The organism is Gordonia sp. YC-XJ4, from assembly GCF_059511865.1.
Genome location: NZ_CM183447.1, coordinates 2,414,711 through 2,432,285, shown reverse-complemented (window position 1 = coordinate 2,432,285; position 17,575 = coordinate 2,414,711). Strand labels below are relative to the sequence as shown.

Genomic DNA, 17,575 nt, shown 5'->3' with positions numbered 1-17,575 from the left:
ACGCGAGACGCGGCATGGGGAGTGAGACACGGCGCCACCGTGCCCGCTATGCTCTTCTGGAAGTACTACTACCGATCGTCAGAGACCACTTCTGACGTGCGCAGCGAGGAGTCAACGTGGCAGGCACCGACGTGGAGCACGCGGCAAGCACCGACGTGGAGCACAGCGACGAGATCGACACCGAGTGGGTGCGCGAGCCCGCCGACGCGCCATCGGCGCGTTTCGGCTGGCACGGCGTGGCGACCCGCACGTTCTACATCGCGGGCTGGGTGGTGGTCGTGTTGCTGTTCGCGATGTTCTACGGAAACCACGTCGGGCACGTCGAGGACATCTGGCTGGCCGCGTTCGGCGTCATCGTCGCCGCCTTCCTGCTGCGCGGCATGCTCACGAAGAAAAAGTGGAGTTGACCGCACGACCTGTGAAACCCACACGCACCCCGGCGATTACTTTTCGCCGGGGTGCGCTGTTGTGTGGGCGCTGCCGTGTGGGGTCCGGTGGTCGGCGGCTCAGCCGTCGGTCTCCTCGGCGGCGAGTTGCCCGCACGCCGCGGCGATCTCCTGGCCACGGGTGTCGCGGACCGTGCACGACACACCCTGGGCCCGGACACGCCGGACGAACTCCCGCTCAACGTCTTTCGGGCTCGCATCCCACTCGGAACCCGGCGTGGGATTGAGCGGGATGAGATTCACATGCACCAGGGACCCGAGTGCCCGATGCAGCTTCTGGCCGAGCATGTCCGCGCGCCACGGCTGGTCGTTGACGTCGCGGATCAGTGCGTACTCGATGGAGACACGCCGGCCGGTGGAATCGGCGTAGTACCGCGCCGCGTCGAGCACCTCGGCAACCGACCAGCGGTTGTTCACCGGGACCAGCGTGTCGCGCAATTCGTCGTCGGGGGTGTGCAAGGAGACCGCGAGCGTGACCGAGAGATTTTCGTCGGCCAGTCTCCGGATCGACGGCGCCAGACCGACGGTGGAGACCGTCACCGAACGCGCCGAGATCCCCAGACCCTCGGGCGCCGGCGAGGTGATCTGCCGGACCGCCGAGACCACCCGCTTGTAGTTGGCGAGCGGCTCACCCATTCCCATGAACACGACGTTCGACAGGCGCCCCGCATCCCCGAACTCCCCGTCGCGCAATGCCCGCGCGGCCGCGCGCACCTGGTCGACGATCTCCCCGGTCGACAGATTTCGGTCGAGTCCGCCCTGCCCGGTCGCGCAGAACGGGCACGCCATCCCGCACCCGGCCTGGCTGGAGATGCACAGCGTATTACGGTCGGTGTAGCGCATCAGCACGCTCTCCAGCAGCGTCCCGTCGTGCAGACGCCACAGCGTCTTGCGGGTGCTGCCGTCGTCGCAGGAGATGTGGCGCACCGGGGTGAGCAACTGCGGGAACAACGCGGCACCGACCTTGTCGCGTGCCCCGGCCGGAAGGTCGGTCATCTCCTCGACGTCGGCGGTGAGCCGCCCGTAGTACTGGCGTGCGAGCTGGTCGGCGCGGAACCTCGGAAGCCCGAGATCGCCGACCGCGGCGACCCTGGCCGCCTGATCGAGGTCGGCGAAGTGTGTCGGCGGACGTCCGCGTTTGGGCGCGTCGAACACGAGCGGCAAAGACGTCATGTTCCCATTGTCGCATGTCATGATGGGTGCATGAGCACACCGGATTCGTCCTCCGAGCGCCCGGCCACCGACTCGTCGACCCGCGCCCGCAATCCGGCGCCGCTCGATGACTCCCACGTCGCCGCCCAAACCGCGATCGACGACGTCAAACACACACGCACCCGCGCCACCTTCATCGGCTGGGTCGTCGGCGCGATCATCACCATCCTGCTGTTGATCTTCATCCTCGCGAATCTGGGTTCCCAGCAGATCAACTTCTTGTTCGCGAAGGTCAACCTGCCGGTCGGCGTCAGTCTGCTGATCGCCGCGATCGCCGGCGCCCTGATCACCGCGATGATCGGCGGTGCCCGCACCTTCCAGCTGAACCGCGCCCTGAAGAAGGCCCGAAAGGCCAACTGACGGGGCTGTGGCGGGCGCGCCGTCGAGGCGGCGGTAGCCCACTCACAGCAGCGCGGTCAGCACCGCCCAGACGATGAACGCCGACGGCAACAGCGAGTCGAGTCGGTCCATGATGCCGCCGTGACCGGGCAGCAGGGTCCCCATGTCCTTGATATCGAGGTCCCGCTTGACCTGTGATTCGACGAGATCACCCAGCGTCGCGCACACCACGAGGACCGGTCCGAGGATCACGCCGACCCACCACTGGGTGTCGAGCAGGAACATCGTGGTGCACACCGCACCCGCGGTACCCACCACCAGCGAGCCCGCCAGACCTTCCCATGATTTCTTCGGGCTGATGGCCGGCGCCATCGGGTGTTTGCCGAACAGCACACCGGCCGCGTAGCCGCCGACGTCGGAACACACGACGACGATCATCAGGGTCGCCACGCGCGCGGCCCCGTGATCCTGATGCACCATCAGCACACCGAACGAAGCCAACAGCGGAAGCCAGGCGAGCACGAACACCGACGCGGACAGGTTGCGCAGATAGTTCTCGGGCGCACGAGTGATGCCCTGCGCCAACAGCTTCCACACCATGATGACGAGTACCGTGGCCACGAACGCCACCAGGACCCCGGTTGTCCCCCACGGCCAGCTACACCAGATGATCGCCTGACCGCCGACGAGCAGCGGCCAGAACGCCACATCGTGGCCGCCGCCGCGCAGTCGTTTGGTGACCTCCCAGGTGGCGATCGCGAACGCCACCGACACGACGATGTACCAGACCCACGGCGCGAACAGCAGAATCAGGATGATGCTGACGCCGAGGGTCAACCCGACCCCGATCGCGGCCGGGAGGTCACGGCCGGCGCGCGACTTCCGCGGCGCGGCGGCGTCGGGCTCGCCGGGGGGTGCGGTATCAGGTGTGGCGGGGCCGGACGTGGCGGAGTCGGGCGACTCGGGGTCGCCGGGTGTGCCGCCGGTCCCCGACGATTCGTGTGACATCGTTGTCGTTTCCGCCTGTCGTCTCGACTCGTCCGTCTTGCCTCATCTCGGTCGTCGTCCTCGGTGATACGCACACCGCGGGCGTCACTCACACCTCGAGAAGCTCGGATTCCTTGTGCTTGACGAGTTCGTCGACCTGTGCCACGTAACCGGCGGTGGTCTTGTCGAGATCCTTCTCGGCGCGGACCACGTCGTCCTCACCGGCCTCGCCGTCCTTCTGGATGCGTTTGAGTTCTTCGACCGCCTTACGGCGGACGTTGCGGATGGAGACCTTCGCGTCCTCTCCCTTGCCCTTGGCCTGCTTGACGAGGTCCTTGCGACGCTCCTCGGTCAGCTGCGGCACGGCCACGCGGATCAGGGTCCCGTCGTTGGTCGGGTTCACTCCGAGATCGGAGTTGCGGATGGCGGTCTCGATGTCGCGCAGGGTCGACGCCTCGTAGGGCTTGATCACCACCAGCCGGGGTTCCGGGGTGTTGATACTGGCGACCTGGGTGATCGGTGTCATGGCGCCGTAGTACTCGATGACCACCTTGTTGAACATCGCCGGGTTGGCCCGACCGGTACGGATCGAACCCATGTCCTCACGCGCGACGTTCACCGCCTTCTCCATCTTTTCCTCGGCGTCGAGCAGCGTGTCGTCGATCATTGTGTGTTCCTGTTTCGTCGTGGCGGGTCGGGCTGGATTCGGCTCGCCGGTTCGTCGGGATCGGTGGTGAGTCGCCTCGCCGCCGGTCAGGTCCTCACCAGCGTGCCGATGCGTTCTCCGGCGATGGCACGCGCGATGTTCCCGCGTTCCAGCAGATTGAACACCAACATCGGCATCTTGTTGTCCATGCAGAGGCTGAAGGCGGTCGCGTCGGCCACCTTCAGTTCCCGGTCGAGGACCTCGCGGTGGGTGATCTCGCGGAACAGCGTGGCATCGGGATCGATGCGGGGATCGGCACTGTAGACGCCGTCGACGGCTTTGGCCATCAACACGACCTCGGCCTTGATCTCCAGCGCACGCTGCGCGGCGGTGGTGTCGGTGGAGAAGTAGGGCATACCCATGCCGGCGCCGAAGATGACCACCCGGCCCTTCTCGAGATGCCGCTGCGCACGCAACGGGAGGTACGGCTCGGCCACCTGCCCCATCGTGATGGCGGTCTGCACCCGCGTCGTGATTCCCCGCTTTTCCAGGAAGTCCTGCAACGCAAGACAATTCATGACAGTTCCGAGCATGCCCATGTAGTCCGAGCGCGCCCGGTCGAGGCCGCGTTGTTGAAGTTCGGCGCCGCGGAAGAAGTTGCCGCCACCGATGACCACGGCCACCTGTGCACCGGACTCGACGACCTCGGCGATTTGGTCGGCGACCGTGGCTACGACGTCGGGATCGAGACCGACCTCTCCCCCGCCGAACATTTCGCCACCGAGCTTGAGGAGCACGCGGCCGAAGCCGGTGCGTTCGGACTGTCGGGTGTCGGGGGTTTCGCTCATCAACATCCTCACTCGTCGGTTCGACTCACCATCTTATGGTCCCGTCCGTCCGAATCGGAGCGCGGCGCCACCGACGGGCAGCGAGAAGGTGCGCCCGAGCGCCTCGATCGGCCGAGCAGAACCCCCGTCACACCGCCGCCGAACAGGCACGATGACGGTCCGGGCGGATACCTCAGCAGCGCTCGGTGACGTCGATCCCGCACAGCGGCGGCCGATCCTGCATCACCGGATAGTTGCGGACCGGATCGAAACCACCCTGCCCGTCGGGAACGAACTGCGTCAACGGAGCCGCCGAATCGTCGATCCCGACACGCCGGAGAAATGTCGCGACGATCTGTCGTGACATGACGCCGACCTCATGCAGTCCATGCTCATGGGGAGATCGTGGCTCATGGGGAGGTCGTGACGCGAGCTCCACCTGACCGATGGCGTCGATCCCGTCGCGATGGAGTGTGTCGAGCAGAATCCCGATGTCGACGCCGTCGCCGGGTGCGAACGGAATCGACGTCAGCAAGTCCCGGCCGGCGGCGAACTCACCGGCGAGGGGCTCGATCACCCCGGACAACTCGGGTCGCAGCGCTGCGATCAGCTGACGGACCATCAACTCGGTGACCCGACCGCCGCCGACCAGGTCGGCGTCATCGGCGACATGACTGTGGCGGTAGCCCTTGACCAGTCGCAACTCGTCGACGGTCAGCAGGGGTTCGATGAGTCGCGCCACGTCGGCGGGCTCCGGTCGCGCGCCGTCAAGGACCACGACGAAGTCACCGGTGGACGCGGCCACCGAGCGCCACAGCACCTCGCCCCGGCCCGGCAGAGTCGCGAGCCCCGGCAGCGCCGACGTCGTGGGGACCACGCGGACGCCGCGTGCCTCGCACGCCTGTGCGTCGCCGGCGCCGTCGGTGGTCACCACCACCTCATCGACCAGGGACCGGCAGGCCGACGCGAATGCGCCGAGCACCACGTCCACCGCCGCCGCCCCATCGGCGACCACGGGCACCACCACGGAGATGGATCGGCCGGCCTTGGCTGCGACGAGTTCGTCAAGGCGGCGATCCCCGAGAGGTTGGGTCCCGTCGGGCCGAGCGAGATGCCAGGTGTTCGATTCCCACCAGGTCGCGGCGTTCTGACCGGTCGCGATCGTCACCTCGCGAGCGCCTGCGCGAATTGCGGCCATGCGCGGTGCAATTCGTCCTGCCAGTAGGGCCAGGCGTGCGTGCCGCCCTGATAGAAGTGGAACGTCGCCGCGACACCCAGCTGCGTCATCCGCCGCTGCAGGTTGTGGGTGCAGGCATCGGTGGCCGTCTCGATGACCGCGCCGACGGCCAATTGCTCGGACAGCTTGGTCGCATCGCCGTCGATACCCGGCCCGTTGAGCGTGTCGTAGCGGCCGGGTGTACCCGATCCGTTGGAGATGTAGATCGACTTGCCGCGGAATCGGTCGGCGTGGACGTAGGGGTCGTTGGCCCGCCATTCGGGGTCGGTGGGAGGGCCCCACATGTTGACGGTGTCGCCGTGGCCCCTGCCCTCGACGACCATGCGCACCGCGGCCTGCCCCGCAGGATCGCTCGTCTGCGCGCACCCACTGAACGAGCCCAGCGCCCGATACAGGTTCGGGGCGCGCAGAGCCAGCTGGAACACCGACGTCCCGGCCATCGAGATCCCTGCGATGGCGTTGCGTCCGTCGCCGCCGAGGTCGCGGTCGATGACGGTGGGCAGTTCGGATGTCAGGAAGGTGGCCCATTTCTGGCGGCCGAGGACCGGATCGTCGCGACGCCAATCGGTGAAGTAGCTCGCCGCACCTCCCATCGGCACCACCACGTTGACGTCGTCGTCGGCGAAGAAGCTGCGGATGTCGGTTTGATCGAACCAACTGCTGCCGCCGTCGCCTCCGGCGGCACCATTGAGCAGGTACAGCGTCGGCGCGTGTGCACTGCGCGCGGGGATCATCCGGACGTCGATGGTGCGTCGCATGGCCGGCGAGTACACACCCACCGCAATCTCTCGGGGCGCGATGTCGTGGCGGTAGACGATGCTCGCGCCGCCCGGATCCGCACGTGCGGTTCCGACGGTCGACACGATGACAGCTGCGAGAACCAAGAACAGCACGACCACAGTCGATTTCACCCGAGGCCGATCGAGTGCGCGGGTGCGGGGCAAGGGCGACGGCATGGTGATTCCTCCGGTGACGGGGTCCCGCTGAACCGGACAACACGGAACCAGAGAACGCGGGCGTCGAAGACTGGTGCCGACCTGGTGAGTCGACGCTCGGAAGTCTGCCCGATGGTGTGAACACTTGTCCACAGCTTGCCCGAAAACCAACTGAGTCATCTGACCAACTGCGATCAAATGCACTGTTCTACAGTCGGTTTGGTCGGATTACTCAACTGTCACTGGTTGCCAACGTCGTGGGACGGCTGTACTGTCACCCCACAACGTGTGTGTCCTGCAGCACTTTTCGACAAGCCGCCCGATACGGGCTATTGCGTGCGCCGCACGAAATCTACTTCTCGAGAATCGAGGTTGTCGTGGTCAGTTTCGGCCTCATCGACGAATGGGAGCCCCGCATCGGTCGGCTGACGAGCTGGACGATGTCGCAGACCGCGGTGACCGCCGCCGCCGGCGCCCCCATCCATCCGGTCCCGCCGTCGCATCAGCAGGAGGCCTACCTTCGTGCCGCACAACGTAATCAGTCCGCAGGCTTCCGCTTCTCCCGATTGTGCCTACAGGCCTTCGACTTCCACTCACCACTCGATGCCGATGCACTGACCCGTACCATCGACGCCTTCTTGCGTCGTCATGACACCTTTCGTTGTTGGTTCTCCGAGGAGCCCGACGGCTCCATCGCACGCCACGTCGTCGACCCGGCGATCATCTCGATGACCCCCACGACACACGGGGACATGGACTCGGCCTCAGCGATTCGTGAACACATCCAGAACGAGACACCGGGGCCGTTCTCGTGGGACTGCTTCACCTTCGGAGCCATCGAATGGGAAGGTGGCTTCACCCTGTACGGTGCCATCGATCACCTTGATACCGATGGCATCTCGCAGGCACTCACGTGCACCGAACTGATCACCCTGTACATGAACGAGGCGTTCGGACTCGACACCGGACTACCCGAGGTGGGCAGCTACATCGAGTACTGCGACCATGAGCGCACCGTCTCGGCCGCCCTGACGCGGCAGGCACCACAGGTATGTCGTTGGGTGGAACTCCTCCAGGCCAATGGCGGTGTGCTGCCCGGATTCCCGTTACCGCTCGGTGGCGAGAGCGAGGATCACACGCGCAGCGCACTCCTGACGATGTCGGTCTTCTCCGAGGACGACGCGCAGCGTTTCGAGGACGTCTGTCGCGCACATGATTCCAACATGACCGCGGGGCTGATGGCGGTGGCCGCCCTGGCGAGCTACGAATTCAGCGGGTGCACAGAGTATCTCGGTATGACACCGAAGAGCACCCGTGCGCCGGGTCCGGCACTGAATTCGGTCGGCTGGTTCACCAGCCTGATCCCGGTGCCGATCACCGTCGGTGCCGACGCGACGTTCACCTCGATCGTCGGCCCGGCAGCCGAGAGTTATGCCGCGGGTAAGGAACTCACCGATGTGTCGTTGCATCGGGTACTCGAGTTGGTCGAGCCCGACGACGGCATCGACGTGGCACCCGGATGGTCGGTACCGATGGTGTCCTACGTCGACGTGCGCAAACTCCCCGGCGTGGACGTCTTCGACGCCATCAACGGTTGCCTGTACGGCAATCGGGGCAGCAGCGAGGAGGTGTTCATGTGGATCAACCGATTCCGCGACCAGACGTCGATGACCTTGCTGTTCCCCGACACCGACGAGGCGCATGCGGCGCTCCCGCGATACACCGACGCGCTGCGCACGATCATGGCCACCATCGCCCGCTCCGGTGACTACCGTCCGACGGTGCTCGCGCTCACCTGATCCGACCGATGACCGGTACCGAGCACGCGAATCACCCAGCTTCACAGAACAGTTCCGCGTGTGACGCGCCCGCCCCGGTGCCGCCGCGCAGCTCGTGGTTGGCCCTCGCCGGTGCCCTGCTCGGGGTGTTCATGCAGATGCTCGACACCACGATCGTCAACATCGCCCTGCCGGATCTGACCGTCGAGCTCGGCGCCTCGACGGCCCAGCAGTTGTTCGTCCTGAGCGTGTACACGCTCGCGTTCGCGTGCACGTTGTTGACCGCGGCGACGCTGGGCGGTCGGTACGGGCGGCGACGGTTGTTCGTGTCGGCACTGATCGCCTTCACCGTGACATCGGTACTGTGCGGCGTCGCCCGTACCCCGACCGAGCTCATCGTGTTCCGCGGCGTACAGGGGGTCAGCGCGGCGCTGATGTCGGCACAGACCCTGGCGTTGATCACCGCATTGTTCGCCAAGCCGCTGCATCCGCGGATCTTCGGCATCTATGGCGCGGTCGCGGGGGTGGCCGCGATGCTGGGCCCGGTCATCGGCGGCGTGCTGATCAGTGCCGACATCGCCGGGTGGGGCTGGCGCACGATCTTCTTCGTCAACGTACCGATCGGCATCGTCGGATGTCTGCTGGCTGCCAGACGCCTCCCCCAGATGCACGACGGTGTGCGCGGCCGACCCGACGTCGTCGGGGTTGTCCTGTCGAGTACTGGACTGTTTGGTCTGCTCTACCCGCTCGCCGTCGGACGCGAGCAGGGGTGGCCACCGCAGCTGTGGGCAATGCTGGCCGGCTCGGCAGTCCTGTTGATCGCCTTCGCCTTTCACGAGCGGCGACTGACCCGTACGGGTGGCCGCCCGCTGCTGCGCACCGATCTGTTCGCGGCGCGCCGATTCACCGTCGGCCTCCTGCTGTCGTTGCTGTTCTTCAGCGTGTTCGCGGGATTCTTCTTCACCGTGTCGGTGTCGACCCAATTCGGTTTGGGGTACTCGCCGCTGCGCACCGGGATGCTGGCTCTGCCGTTCGCGATCGGCGCAATCGTGGGCTCGGTGTCCTCGGGTGCGCTCGCCGAACGTCTGGGCGCACCAACGGTGTTGAGCTGTGGTGCGATGGTGGTGGCCATCGGCTTCGGCTGGCTCGCGCCGGACAGCGCAACCCTGTCCGTACCGGCGGTGATCGCCCCGCTGCTGATCGGGGGCGCGGGCACCGGCTTGTTCGTCGCTCCGCTGCAGACCACCATCCTGGCCGACACCGCACCCGAGACGGTCGGCTCGGCATCGGGATGCGTACCGACCGTCCAGCAGATCGGCGCGTCCATCGGCCTGGCGGTGGTCACGATCTTCTTCTTCGCCCAGGTCGCGAGCCAGTCGGCAACGGCCGTCCCGGCCGCCGGCTCGAATCTCGCCGCCTCACTCGAGACGACCTCGATCGACCCGGTGTTCCGCGGCCTCGTCGTCGACCGCTTCACGCGGTGCGCCTCCGCCCAGCTGACCTCGCCGCATCCCGATCGCCCCGCTCCCGGGTGCGCGACGCACGGCGACCGGCCCGGGCTCGCCGGGCGGCTCGCCGCCCAGACCGGCCCGCAGATCCATGCCGCGAGCCGCGAGGTGGCCGCACGGACCTTCGTCGGCGCGTTCCGCTCCACGCTGTGGGTGTTGGCCGCCGCTGCCGTCGTCGTGGCCGGGTTGTGCCTCGGACTGCACCGGAGCCGGACCACACGATGACCACGGTCCCGCGGTGACCGAAAACCACAGGCCGTTATGAACCACCGGCACTACTGAGCGGCGCGACACGCGAGAGGGCCCCGACCCACCGTGGTGGATCGGGGCCCTCTCGGATGGCCTCGTGACGGGTCGGTCAGGCCTGGCCGACCTCGAAGCGGGTGAAGCCCTTGACGGTCGCGCCGGCCTCGTCGAGAACGTCCTTGACGGTCTTCTTCGAGTCCTTGACGAACGGCTGGTTCACCAGGACCGCGTCCTTGAGGAAGCCCTTGAGCCGACCCTCGACGATCTTCGGCAGAGCCTGTTCGGGCTTGCCCTCGGCCTTGGCGGTCTCCTCGGCGATACGACGCTCGTCGGCCTTGACGTCCTCGGGGACCTCGTCCTCGCTGGCGTAACGGGCCTTGAGCGCGGCAACCTGCTGCGCGGCGTTGCGCGCGGCCTCGGCTGCGGCGTCGCCCTCACCGGTGTAGGACACCAGCACGCCGACGGCCGGCGGCAGATCCGACGCACGCTTGTGCAGGTAGATCGCGACGGGACCGTCGTAGAACACGACGCGACGCAGTTCGAGCTTCTCGCCGATCTTGGCCGAGAGTGCCTGCACGGCGTCGGCGACGGTTCCGTCACCGAGCTTGGCTGCCTTGAGCTCCTCGACGTCACTGGTCTTGGCGGCCAGCGCGGCATCGAGCACCTGGTCGGCGAGTTGCTGGAACTCGGCGTTCTTGGCGACGAAGTCGGTCTCGGAGTTGAGCTCGATCATCGCGCCGTCCTTGGCGGCGACGAGACCCTCGGCGGTGGACCGCTCGGCGCGCTTGCCGACGTCCTTGGCGCCCTTGATGCGCAGTTCCTCGACGGCCTTGTCGAAGTCGCCGTCGTTGTTCTCGAGCGCCTTCTTGCAGTCCAGCATTCCAGAGCCGGTGAGCTCGCGGAGACGCTTCACATCGGCTGCGGTGTAGTTCGCCATCGTTGGCGAGCCTCCTTAGAGAGAGTGATCGGTTACTCGGCGCGTCCCGTGGGTACGCCGGGGGTCAGGACGCCGGGGTGGCGTCGCCCTCGGCGGGCGCGGTGGCCTGGGTGAGCAGTTCCTGCTCCCACTCGGCGAGGGGTTCGCCGCTGCCGGCCTCCGGCTTGGAGTCGTCCGACGCCGCACCGGCGCGGGCCTGCACGCCCTCGGCAACCGCCGAGGCGATGACGCGGGTGAGCAGCGCGGCGCTGCGGATGGCGTCGTCGTTGCCCGGGATCGGGTAGTCGACGACGTCGGGGTCGCAGTTGGTGTCGAGGATCGCGATGACCGGGATGTTGAGCTTGCGTGCCTCACCGACAGCAATGTGCTCCTTGTTGGTGTCCACCACCCAAATGGCGGATGGCACCTTGGCCATATCGCGGATACCACCGAGGGTCCGCTCGAGCTTGTTCTTCTCGCGGGTCAGCATCAGGATTTCTTTCTTGGTGCGACCCTCGAAGCCACCGGTCTGCTCCATGGTCTCGAGTTCCTTGAGACGCTGCAGACGCTTGTGGACGGTCTGGAAGTTGGTGAGCATGCCACCGAGCCAGCGCTGGTTCACGTACGGCATGCCGACGCGGGTCGCCTCTCCGGCGATCGACTCCTGCGCCTGCTTCTTGGTGCCGACGAACAGGATGGTGCCACCGTGGGCGACGGTCTCCTTGACGAATTCGTAGGCCTTGTCGATGTAGGTCAGCGTCTGCTGCAGGTCGATGATGTAGATGCCGTTGCGGTCGGTGAAGATGAATCGCTTCATCTTCGGGTTCCAACGGCGGGTCTGATGCCCGAAGTGTGCGCCGCTGTCCAGCAGCTGCTTCATGGTCACGACAGCCATGAGGTCTCATTCCTTTGTGTCGGTTGATGTTCGGTACCGGGTGGTCCGAACCCTGGCGCCCGTGTCCGCGCGGAACCCGGATGTACCGGGACCGCCCACGCGGAGGGTTGTCGACCTCCTCCACGACGGGAGGCGATCTGGTGACGAGCGCGCGAAGTCACCCCGCCGTCGGCGAGGTGCCCGATCAGTCTACGCGTATGCCCTGCACAGCTCCAAAATCTGCCCTGCACAGCTCGGTGGATCGCGGCCGACGACCCTGCGGCCGCGGAATTCGTTCGACACAAAGGGAGCCGATCGTCGGTGCGCTGCGTCTGATCTGTCATGACCATTCCCCTGCGCCTTCGGCGCGCCCTTGTCATCGGCGTGGCAGAACTCGTCGTCGTGGTGTCGTTGCTGCTGGCGGTACCCGCATTCGTCGGCGCGCAGCCGTCCTCCGCGGCGAATGTCAGCGCGCCACCGGGTTCGCGATACTCGGTGCCGCTGTCGCCCCGGCCGACGGTGGTCCGCGGGTTCGACGAACCGACCCGGCGCTGGCAGCCGGGGCACCGTGGAATCGACCTCGCCACCACCTCCGGCACCGCGGTCCTGGCCGCCGGTGACGGGATCGTCCGCTTCGCCGGGATCGTGGCGGGCAAACCGACGGTGTCGATCGAGCACGACGACGGGGTGATCACCACCTACGAGCCGGTGCGCGCCGGCGTGCGTCGGGGTGTCCGGGTGCGTCGTGGACAGGCGATCGGGACGATCGAGGCGGGCCACCCCGGATGCACGGCGGCGGCGTGCCTGCATTGGGGAGCACGGCGTGGGAGCGGCCGCGCGGCGGACTATCTCAACCCGCTGGCCCTCCTCGGCGCGGTGCGGGTGCGACTGAAACCGCTCGACGGTCCGGTGTCACCGTGAGTGATTCACGCACGGGGGTGGGCCTGCTGATGAGCTGCGCGCAGGCGTTCGACGCTGACATGGGTGTAGAGCTGGGTGGTGGCGAGCGAGGAGTGGCCCAGCAGCTCCTGCACCACCCGCAGGTCGGCGCCACCCTCGAGCAGATGCGTTGCGGCGCTGTGGCGCAGTCCGTGCGGTCCCATGCGCGGTCCGTCGATCGCGGCCACAGCCGTGGCCACCACCGTCCGGGCCGTGCGCTGGTTCAGGCGTCCACCCCTCGCCCCGAGCAACAGCGCAGCGCCGGAGCCGTCGGTGGCCAGGCGGGGGCGACCGTGGGACAGCCAGGCCTGTAGGGCGTGGTCGGCGGGTGCCCCGAACGGAACGGTCCGCTGCTTGTCGCCCTTGCCGATCACCCGCAGGACCCGGCGACCGGTGTCGACGTCGTCGAGATCGAGTCCGCACAGCTCGCCGACGCGAATCCCACTGCCGTACAACAACTCCAGGATGACCCGGTCGCGGAGGGCGATCGGGCCGACGTCGTCCTCGGCGGTGGAATCGCCGGTGTGTGCCGACGACGCGGCGGACACCGCGGCAGCGGCCTGCTCGGCGGTCAGCACCGCAGGCAGGGTGCGATGCGCCCGGGGCGCCTGCAGCCGGGTCGACGGATCACTCGCGAGCAGACCTTCCCGAACGGCCCACGCGCAGAAGGTCTTCGCCGAGGACACCTGGCGGGCAACGGTGGTGCGGGCGGCGCCACGGCGCGTGTGTTCGGCCAGCCACGCGCGCAGCAGGCCGAGATCGATCGCCGAGATCGCCGCGCCACGTGCTCCGGCGAAACTGATCAGTCCGCGAACGTCACCGGAGTAGGCGCGGATCGTGTGCTCGCTGTGCCCCTTCTCGAATCGCAGATACTCGGCGAAGTCGGCCAGCACCGTGGATCCGCGTCCGACGTCGGCGCCCACGCCGTCGACGGAGCCCGGCCGGTCGGCCCGGTCTGCATCGGTCATGCGGTGAGCACATCGCTCGACCGCCGATCCGGCAACCACACACGCCGTGTCGTTGCCGGATCGGTACAGCCCGGACCCGATCGTGACGGGTCGAGGTGGCCTCAACGAACGAGGTTGCGCACCCGTTGTCCGAGCCCTGGCTTCTCGGCGCCTTCCTCGGTCTCGCGGAGTTCGGCCTTCCACTGCCGGAATCCCTCCTCGGTACGGCCTCGGCGCCAGTACCCGGAGATCGATGCGTTGGCCGCACCCACCCCGCGCTCCTTGCGGACGTAGGCGCGCAGGTTGTGCATGACGGCCTGCGCCTCACCGTGGATGAACACCTGCGGCTCTCCCTCGAGCCAGGCTGCCTCCCGGACCGCAGCGACGAGCGGTGCGTTGTCGCCGGCCTTGTCCTCGCCGACCTCGCCTGCCCCGCCACCGCGATGCAGCCAGGTGATCTCGGCGCCGGCGGGTGCGCTCAACTCGAGTTCGTCGTCGGGGCCGGCAACCTCGATGAAGACCTTGGCCACGGCATCGGGGGGCAGTGCCTCGAGGGCCGCGGCGACGGCGGGCAGACCTGCCTCGTCGCAGGCGAGCAGGTGCCACGGTGCGGCCGGATCGGGGTGATATCCGCTACCCGGGCCGAGGAAGTGCACGGTGGTACCAGGTTCGACACTCGCCGCCCAGGGCCCGGCGAGCCCCTCGTCGCCATGCACGACGAAGTCGATGAGCAGTTCTCGACGCTCGGCGTCGACCTTACGCACCGTATAGGTGCGCAGCGTCGGTTGTTGTTCGGGCGGAAGCGATCTCGATGCCCGTGGGTCGAAGTCGTCGGGGAACTCCACCCCCTCGGGCATGAAGATCAGCTTGACGTACATGTCCGTTTCGGCACGTCCGTCCCTGCCGACGGCGGGCACGAAGTCGTCGAATCCGTCGCCCCCGAGAAACAGTCGCACCATGTGCGGGGTGATCTGTTCACGCCGCAGGACCGTCATCGTGTTCACTCGCTTGGCCATGGGACCTCCTTCACCCGAACCACAGTACGCCGGGTTAGGTCAACCTAACCTGCGGGTCCGGGTGAAGGCGTCAGGCCAGGCGCCATCCGCTGCCCTCCATGGCCACCAGACCACCGAGTTCCAACACGGCAAGTGCCGCCCGGACCTCGCCGATCTCGACGCCGGCCGAGAACACCACCTCCTCGACCGTGACTGCGCCGCGACCCGGCAGCGCATCGTGGACGCGCTGTTGAATCGGCGTGAGTCCATCGGTGCTGCGGGGCGTTCCCCGGTCGGCGACTCCCCCGCCGTCGGGGGCCGCCATCGTCCGCACGGCGGCGCCATCGGCCACGAGTGCGGCGCGTCCGTCGGCAATCAGCTCGTGACAGCCGACCGACGTCGCCGAGGTGACCGGCCCCGGCACCGCACCGAGCGGTCGCCCGAGTTTCACCGCCCACGCGGCGGTGCTCACCGCACCGGAGCGGGCGCCCGCCTCGACCACCACCACGGCGTTCGACAGGGTGGCGACGAGACGGTTGCGGGTGAGGAATCGGTGGCGCGCCGCGGTGGTGTGCGGCGGGTACTCGGAGACGATGACACCGCGCTCGGCGATCTCGGCGAGCAGACGGGAGTGCGCAGCGGGATAGTCGCGGTCGATACCGCATGCCAGGACCGCCATCGTCGCTCCGCCACTGGCGAGCGCCGCGCGATGGGCGACCCCGTCGATCCCGAACGCGGCACCGGAGACGATGCCCCACCCGTGGTCGACGAGTTCCTCCGCGAGCAGGCCGGTGACGTGCTCGCCGTACGACGAGGCGGCACGCGATCCCACGAGGGCGATCGAGGCCGCCGCCAGATCGTCCAGCCGGGCCGGGCCGCGCGCCCACAGCGCCAGCGGCATCCCACCGCGCTCACCGGTGTCGGCGTTCGCCAGTGCCAGCAGCGAAAACCCCGGCCATTCGTCGTCGTCGGGGGTCACCAGCCGCGCACCACATTTCTCGGCGACCGCCAGGTCCGACTCCGAGCGGTCGTCGCCGGCACGCGCCTGCGTCGCCTTGAGCACGGCCTCGTGCCCGCGCGGCACCTGCCCGCGCGCGATGGCCGCCGCGGCCTCGAGGACGCCGATCTCGGAGACCAGTGCTGTCAACGGCACACACGGCGGTTCGGCGACGCGGGCCAGATAGGCCCACGCGCGTCGTTCGGATTCGGTCGTCGTCATCGATAGCTCCCCCGATCGCGGTAGAGAAGTGCTTGGGCCACTTCGGTTTCGGTGGGCACCGTGCCCCCGGCCAGGTCGGTCAGCGTCCAGGCCAGCCGCAGCGCGCGATCTGCGCCGCGCGCGGTGAGGCGCCCCTCGCGCAGGCTCAGGTCCACCGGCCGAACGACCTTGGGCGGCAGCCGGAAACGCCTGCGCAACGCCGGGCCGGGTACCTCGGCATTGGTGCGCCAACCGAATTCGCGCCATCGCTCGGCAGCAGCGCTGCGCGCCGCGGTGACCCGCGCGCGGATGTCGGCGCTCGACTCGCCGGTCTCGGTGGCCAGCGCGACGTTGCCGGGCGGATCCATCCGCACCCGGATGTCGACGCGATCCATCAGCGGTCCCGACAGTTTGCCGAGATAGCGCCGCCGGACCACCGCACTACAAATGCACTGCACATCCCGGGTCGGTGCGCACGGACACGGATTGGCGGCCAGGATCAATTGGAAACGCGCGGGATAGACGGCCACCCCGTCGCGCCGCGGCACCTTGACCACCCCCTCCTCGACCGGTTGGCGCAGGGAGTCGAGGACTTTCGGGCCCATCTCGGCGCACTCGTCGAGGAACAGCACTCCGCGGTGGGCCAACGACACCGCCCCCGGCCGTGCCATCCCGGTACCGCCACCGAGCAGCGCGGTGGTCGTCGTCGTGTGATGCGGATCGATGAACGGAGGCGCACTGACCAACGGCGACCCCGGTGAGAGCACCCCCGCGATCGAATGGATCGCCGTCACCTCCAGCGACTCCTCGTCGTCCAGTGGCGGCAGAATTCCCGGCAACCGCCGCGCCAGCATCGTCTTCCCGATCCCGGGCGGCCCCGTCATCAACACGTGATGGCTTCCGGCAGCAGCGATCTCGAGCGCATGCCGCGCCTGCGCCTGGCCCACCACGTCGACCATGTCGGCAACCGCGGCCGCCGGCGGCGGCACCGCATTCTCATCGACCGTGTCGAGCACGAACGACCCCGCCAGCCACCGCACCACCTCCCCCAACGTGCGCGCCCCACCGACCTCGATCCCCGACACCAACGACGCCTCGGCCACCGTCGCCAACGGCACCACCGCCCGCGCAAACCCCGCATTCCGCGCCTCGATCACCGCAGGCAACACCCCGGCCACCGGCCTAATACCACCGTCGAGCGCCAACTCCCCCAACATCACCGTCGAGGACAACTTCACCGGCGAAACCTGGTCACGCGCAGCCAGAATCGCCACCGCGATCGCCAGATCATGCGCCGAACCACGCTTGGGCATCGTCGCCGGCGACAGATTGACCGTCACCTTCAGATCAGGAAACGTGAACCCCGAGTTGCTGATCGCCGCCCGAATCCGATCCCGGCCCTCCCGCAACGACGCATCGACGTTACCGCCGATCGCAAACGACGGAAGCCCCTGGCCCACATTGGCCTGCACCTCGACCGGCTTGGCCTCGAACGCATTCAAACCCACCGAATGCGTGCGCCCCAACGACATACGCGCCGGCACC

General features: G+C 67.8%; 17 protein-coding genes. 5 read left to right on the top strand and 12 right to left on the bottom strand.

Annotated elements, in window-relative coordinates; all coding sequences use genetic code 11:
• Window positions 1–116 precede the first annotated feature (116 nt).
• Complete coding sequence (locus tag AC5ZH6_RS10750; RefSeq protein WP_496169026.1) at window positions 117–407, top strand: DUF2631 domain-containing protein; 291 nt, start codon at window positions 117–119, stop codon at window positions 405–407.
• Between the two features lie 99 nt (window positions 408–506).
• On the opposite strand, the gene rlmN is transcribed toward AC5ZH6_RS10750, so the two are convergent.
• A complete protein-coding gene (gene rlmN, locus AC5ZH6_RS10745) occupies window positions 507–1,619 on the bottom strand; it encodes a dual-specificity RNA methyltransferase RlmN (RefSeq protein WP_014359756.1) in 1,113 nt (370 codons plus the stop codon).
• A gap of 30 nt (window positions 1,620–1,649) precedes the next feature.
• Here rlmN and AC5ZH6_RS10740 point away from each other — a divergent pair, with 30 nt between their 5' ends.
• The gene (locus tag AC5ZH6_RS10740; protein WP_006371327.1) at window positions 1,650–2,018 is read left to right on the top strand and encodes a LapA family protein; all 369 of its coding nucleotides are present in this window, start codon (window positions 1,650–1,652) and stop codon (window positions 2,016–2,018) included.
• 42 nt (window positions 2,019–2,060) lie between these two features.
• Here the strand turns inward: AC5ZH6_RS10740 and AC5ZH6_RS10735 are convergent, their stop codons facing one another.
• From AC5ZH6_RS10735 to AC5ZH6_RS10715, 5 genes are all read right to left on the bottom strand, one after another.
• Complete coding sequence (locus AC5ZH6_RS10735) at window positions 2,061–3,005, bottom strand: phosphatidate cytidylyltransferase (protein ID WP_211545168.1); 945 nt, start codon at window positions 3,003–3,005, stop codon at window positions 2,061–2,063.
• 88 nt (window positions 3,006–3,093) lie between these two features.
• Window positions 3,094–3,651, bottom strand: a complete 558-nt coding sequence (frr, locus tag AC5ZH6_RS10730; protein WP_006371325.1) for a ribosome recycling factor — start codon at window positions 3,649–3,651, stop codon at window positions 3,094–3,096.
• A gap of 86 nt (window positions 3,652–3,737) precedes the next feature.
• On the bottom strand, window positions 3,738–4,478 hold the full coding sequence (gene pyrH / locus AC5ZH6_RS10725; RefSeq protein WP_006371324.1) for a UMP kinase: 741 nt from the start codon (window positions 4,476–4,478) through the stop codon (window positions 3,738–3,740).
• Between the two features lie 172 nt (window positions 4,479–4,650).
• Window positions 4,651–5,655, bottom strand: a complete 1,005-nt coding sequence (locus tag AC5ZH6_RS10720; RefSeq protein WP_249155075.1) for a glycosyltransferase family protein — start codon at window positions 5,653–5,655, stop codon at window positions 4,651–4,653.
• The gene (locus AC5ZH6_RS10715; protein WP_079929468.1) at window positions 5,622–6,650 is read right to left on the bottom strand and encodes an alpha/beta hydrolase; all 1,029 of its coding nucleotides are present in this window, start codon (window positions 6,648–6,650) and stop codon (window positions 5,622–5,624) included. The genes AC5ZH6_RS10720 and AC5ZH6_RS10715 overlap by 34 nt, the downstream gene beginning before the upstream one ends.
• Window positions 6,651–7,006: 356 nt before the next feature.
• Between AC5ZH6_RS10715 and AC5ZH6_RS10710 the strand changes: the two genes are divergently transcribed.
• A complete protein-coding gene (locus tag AC5ZH6_RS10710) occupies window positions 7,007–8,428 on the top strand; it encodes a condensation domain-containing protein (RefSeq protein ID WP_006371321.1) in 1,422 nt (473 codons plus the stop codon).
• Window positions 8,429–8,436: 8 nt separating this feature from the next.
• Entirely contained in the window at window positions 8,437–10,140 is a 1,704-nt protein-coding gene (locus tag AC5ZH6_RS10705; protein ID WP_496169022.1) for an MFS transporter, read from the top strand.
• 133 nt (window positions 10,141–10,273) lie between these two features.
• On the opposite strand, the gene tsf is transcribed toward AC5ZH6_RS10705, so the two are convergent.
• Both tsf and rpsB read right to left on the bottom strand, forming a co-directional pair.
• The gene (gene tsf, locus AC5ZH6_RS10700; protein ID WP_006371319.1) at window positions 10,274–11,098 is read right to left on the bottom strand and encodes a translation elongation factor Ts; all 825 of its coding nucleotides are present in this window, start codon (window positions 11,096–11,098) and stop codon (window positions 10,274–10,276) included.
• A 64-nt stretch (window positions 11,099–11,162) separates the two neighbouring features.
• The gene (rpsB, locus tag AC5ZH6_RS10695; RefSeq protein ID WP_006371318.1) at window positions 11,163–11,972 is read right to left on the bottom strand and encodes a 30S ribosomal protein S2; all 810 of its coding nucleotides are present in this window, start codon (window positions 11,970–11,972) and stop codon (window positions 11,163–11,165) included.
• Window positions 11,973–12,293: 321 nt separating this feature from the next.
• Here rpsB and AC5ZH6_RS10690 point away from each other — a divergent pair, with 321 nt between their 5' ends.
• Window positions 12,294–12,872: a M23 family metallopeptidase gene (locus AC5ZH6_RS10690; RefSeq protein WP_014359752.1), complete on the top strand. Its 579-nt coding sequence runs from the start codon at window positions 12,294–12,296 to the stop codon at window positions 12,870–12,872.
• A 5-nt stretch (window positions 12,873–12,877) separates the two neighbouring features.
• On the opposite strand, the gene AC5ZH6_RS10685 is transcribed toward AC5ZH6_RS10690, so the two are convergent.
• The 4 genes from AC5ZH6_RS10685 to AC5ZH6_RS10670 all read right to left on the bottom strand — a co-directional run bounded on the left by AC5ZH6_RS10685 (window position 12,878) and on the right by AC5ZH6_RS10670 (window position 17,562).
• Complete coding sequence (locus tag AC5ZH6_RS10685; protein ID WP_014359751.1) at window positions 12,878–13,858, bottom strand: tyrosine recombinase XerC; 981 nt, start codon at window positions 13,856–13,858, stop codon at window positions 12,878–12,880.
• 101 nt (window positions 13,859–13,959) lie between these two features.
• Window positions 13,960–14,853 carry a siderophore-interacting protein gene (locus tag AC5ZH6_RS10680; RefSeq protein ID WP_006371315.1) on the bottom strand — a complete coding sequence of 298 codons (894 nt, stop codon included), beginning with the start codon at window positions 14,851–14,853 and terminating at the stop codon, window positions 13,960–13,962.
• A gap of 70 nt (window positions 14,854–14,923) precedes the next feature.
• Window positions 14,924–16,051: a DNA-processing protein DprA gene (dprA, locus tag AC5ZH6_RS10675; RefSeq protein WP_014359750.1), complete on the bottom strand. Its 1,128-nt coding sequence runs from the start codon at window positions 16,049–16,051 to the stop codon at window positions 14,924–14,926.
• Complete coding sequence (locus AC5ZH6_RS10670; RefSeq protein WP_014359749.1) at window positions 16,048–17,562, bottom strand: YifB family Mg chelatase-like AAA ATPase; 1,515 nt, start codon at window positions 17,560–17,562, stop codon at window positions 16,048–16,050. Before AC5ZH6_RS10670 ends, dprA begins: the two co-directional genes overlap by 4 nt.
• Window positions 17,563–17,575 lie beyond the last annotated feature (13 nt).

What these genes read in the sequence shown, in the direction of transcription:
- frr (WP_006371325.1), bottom strand. Translation starts at nt 3,651, where the DNA reads ATGATCGACGACACGCTGCTCGACGCCGAGGAAAAGATGGAGAAGGCG.
- AC5ZH6_RS10735 (WP_211545168.1), bottom strand. Translation starts at nt 3,005, where the DNA reads ATGTCACACGAATCGTCGGGGACCGGCGGCACACCCGGCGACCCCGAG.
- AC5ZH6_RS10690 (WP_014359752.1), top strand. Translation starts at nt 12,294, where the DNA reads ATGACCATTCCCCTGCGCCTTCGGCGCGCCCTTGTCATCGGCGTGGCA.
- AC5ZH6_RS10705 (WP_496169022.1), top strand. Translation starts at nt 8,437, where the DNA reads ATGACCGGTACCGAGCACGCGAATCACCCAGCTTCACAGAACAGTTCC.
- dprA (WP_014359750.1), bottom strand. Translation starts at nt 16,051, where the DNA reads ATGACGACGACCGAATCCGAACGACGCGCGTGGGCCTATCTGGCCCGC.
- pyrH (WP_006371324.1), bottom strand. Translation starts at nt 4,478, where the DNA reads ATGAGCGAAACCCCCGACACCCGACAGTCCGAACGCACCGGCTTCGGC.
- rpsB (WP_006371318.1), bottom strand. Translation starts at nt 11,972, where the DNA reads ATGGCTGTCGTGACCATGAAGCAGCTGCTGGACAGCGGCGCACACTTC.
- AC5ZH6_RS10740 (WP_006371327.1), top strand. Translation starts at nt 1,650, where the DNA reads ATGAGCACACCGGATTCGTCCTCCGAGCGCCCGGCCACCGACTCGTCG.
- AC5ZH6_RS10720 (WP_249155075.1), bottom strand. Translation starts at nt 5,655, where the DNA reads ATGGCCGCAATTCGCGCAGGCGCTCGCGAGGTGACGATCGCGACCGGT.
- AC5ZH6_RS10670 (WP_014359749.1), bottom strand. Translation starts at nt 17,562, where the DNA reads ATGTCGTTGGGGCGCACGCATTCGGTGGGTTTGAATGCGTTCGAGGCC.
- rlmN (WP_014359756.1), bottom strand. Translation starts at nt 1,619, where the DNA reads ATGACGTCTTTGCCGCTCGTGTTCGACGCGCCCAAACGCGGACGTCCG.
- AC5ZH6_RS10715 (WP_079929468.1), bottom strand. Translation starts at nt 6,650, where the DNA reads ATGCCGTCGCCCTTGCCCCGCACCCGCGCACTCGATCGGCCTCGGGTG.
- AC5ZH6_RS10680 (WP_006371315.1), bottom strand. Translation starts at nt 14,853, where the DNA reads ATGGCCAAGCGAGTGAACACGATGACGGTCCTGCGGCGTGAACAGATC.
- AC5ZH6_RS10685 (WP_014359751.1), bottom strand. Translation starts at nt 13,858, where the DNA reads ATGACCGATGCAGACCGGGCCGACCGGCCGGGCTCCGTCGACGGCGTG.
- tsf (WP_006371319.1), bottom strand. Translation starts at nt 11,098, where the DNA reads ATGGCGAACTACACCGCAGCCGATGTGAAGCGTCTCCGCGAGCTCACC.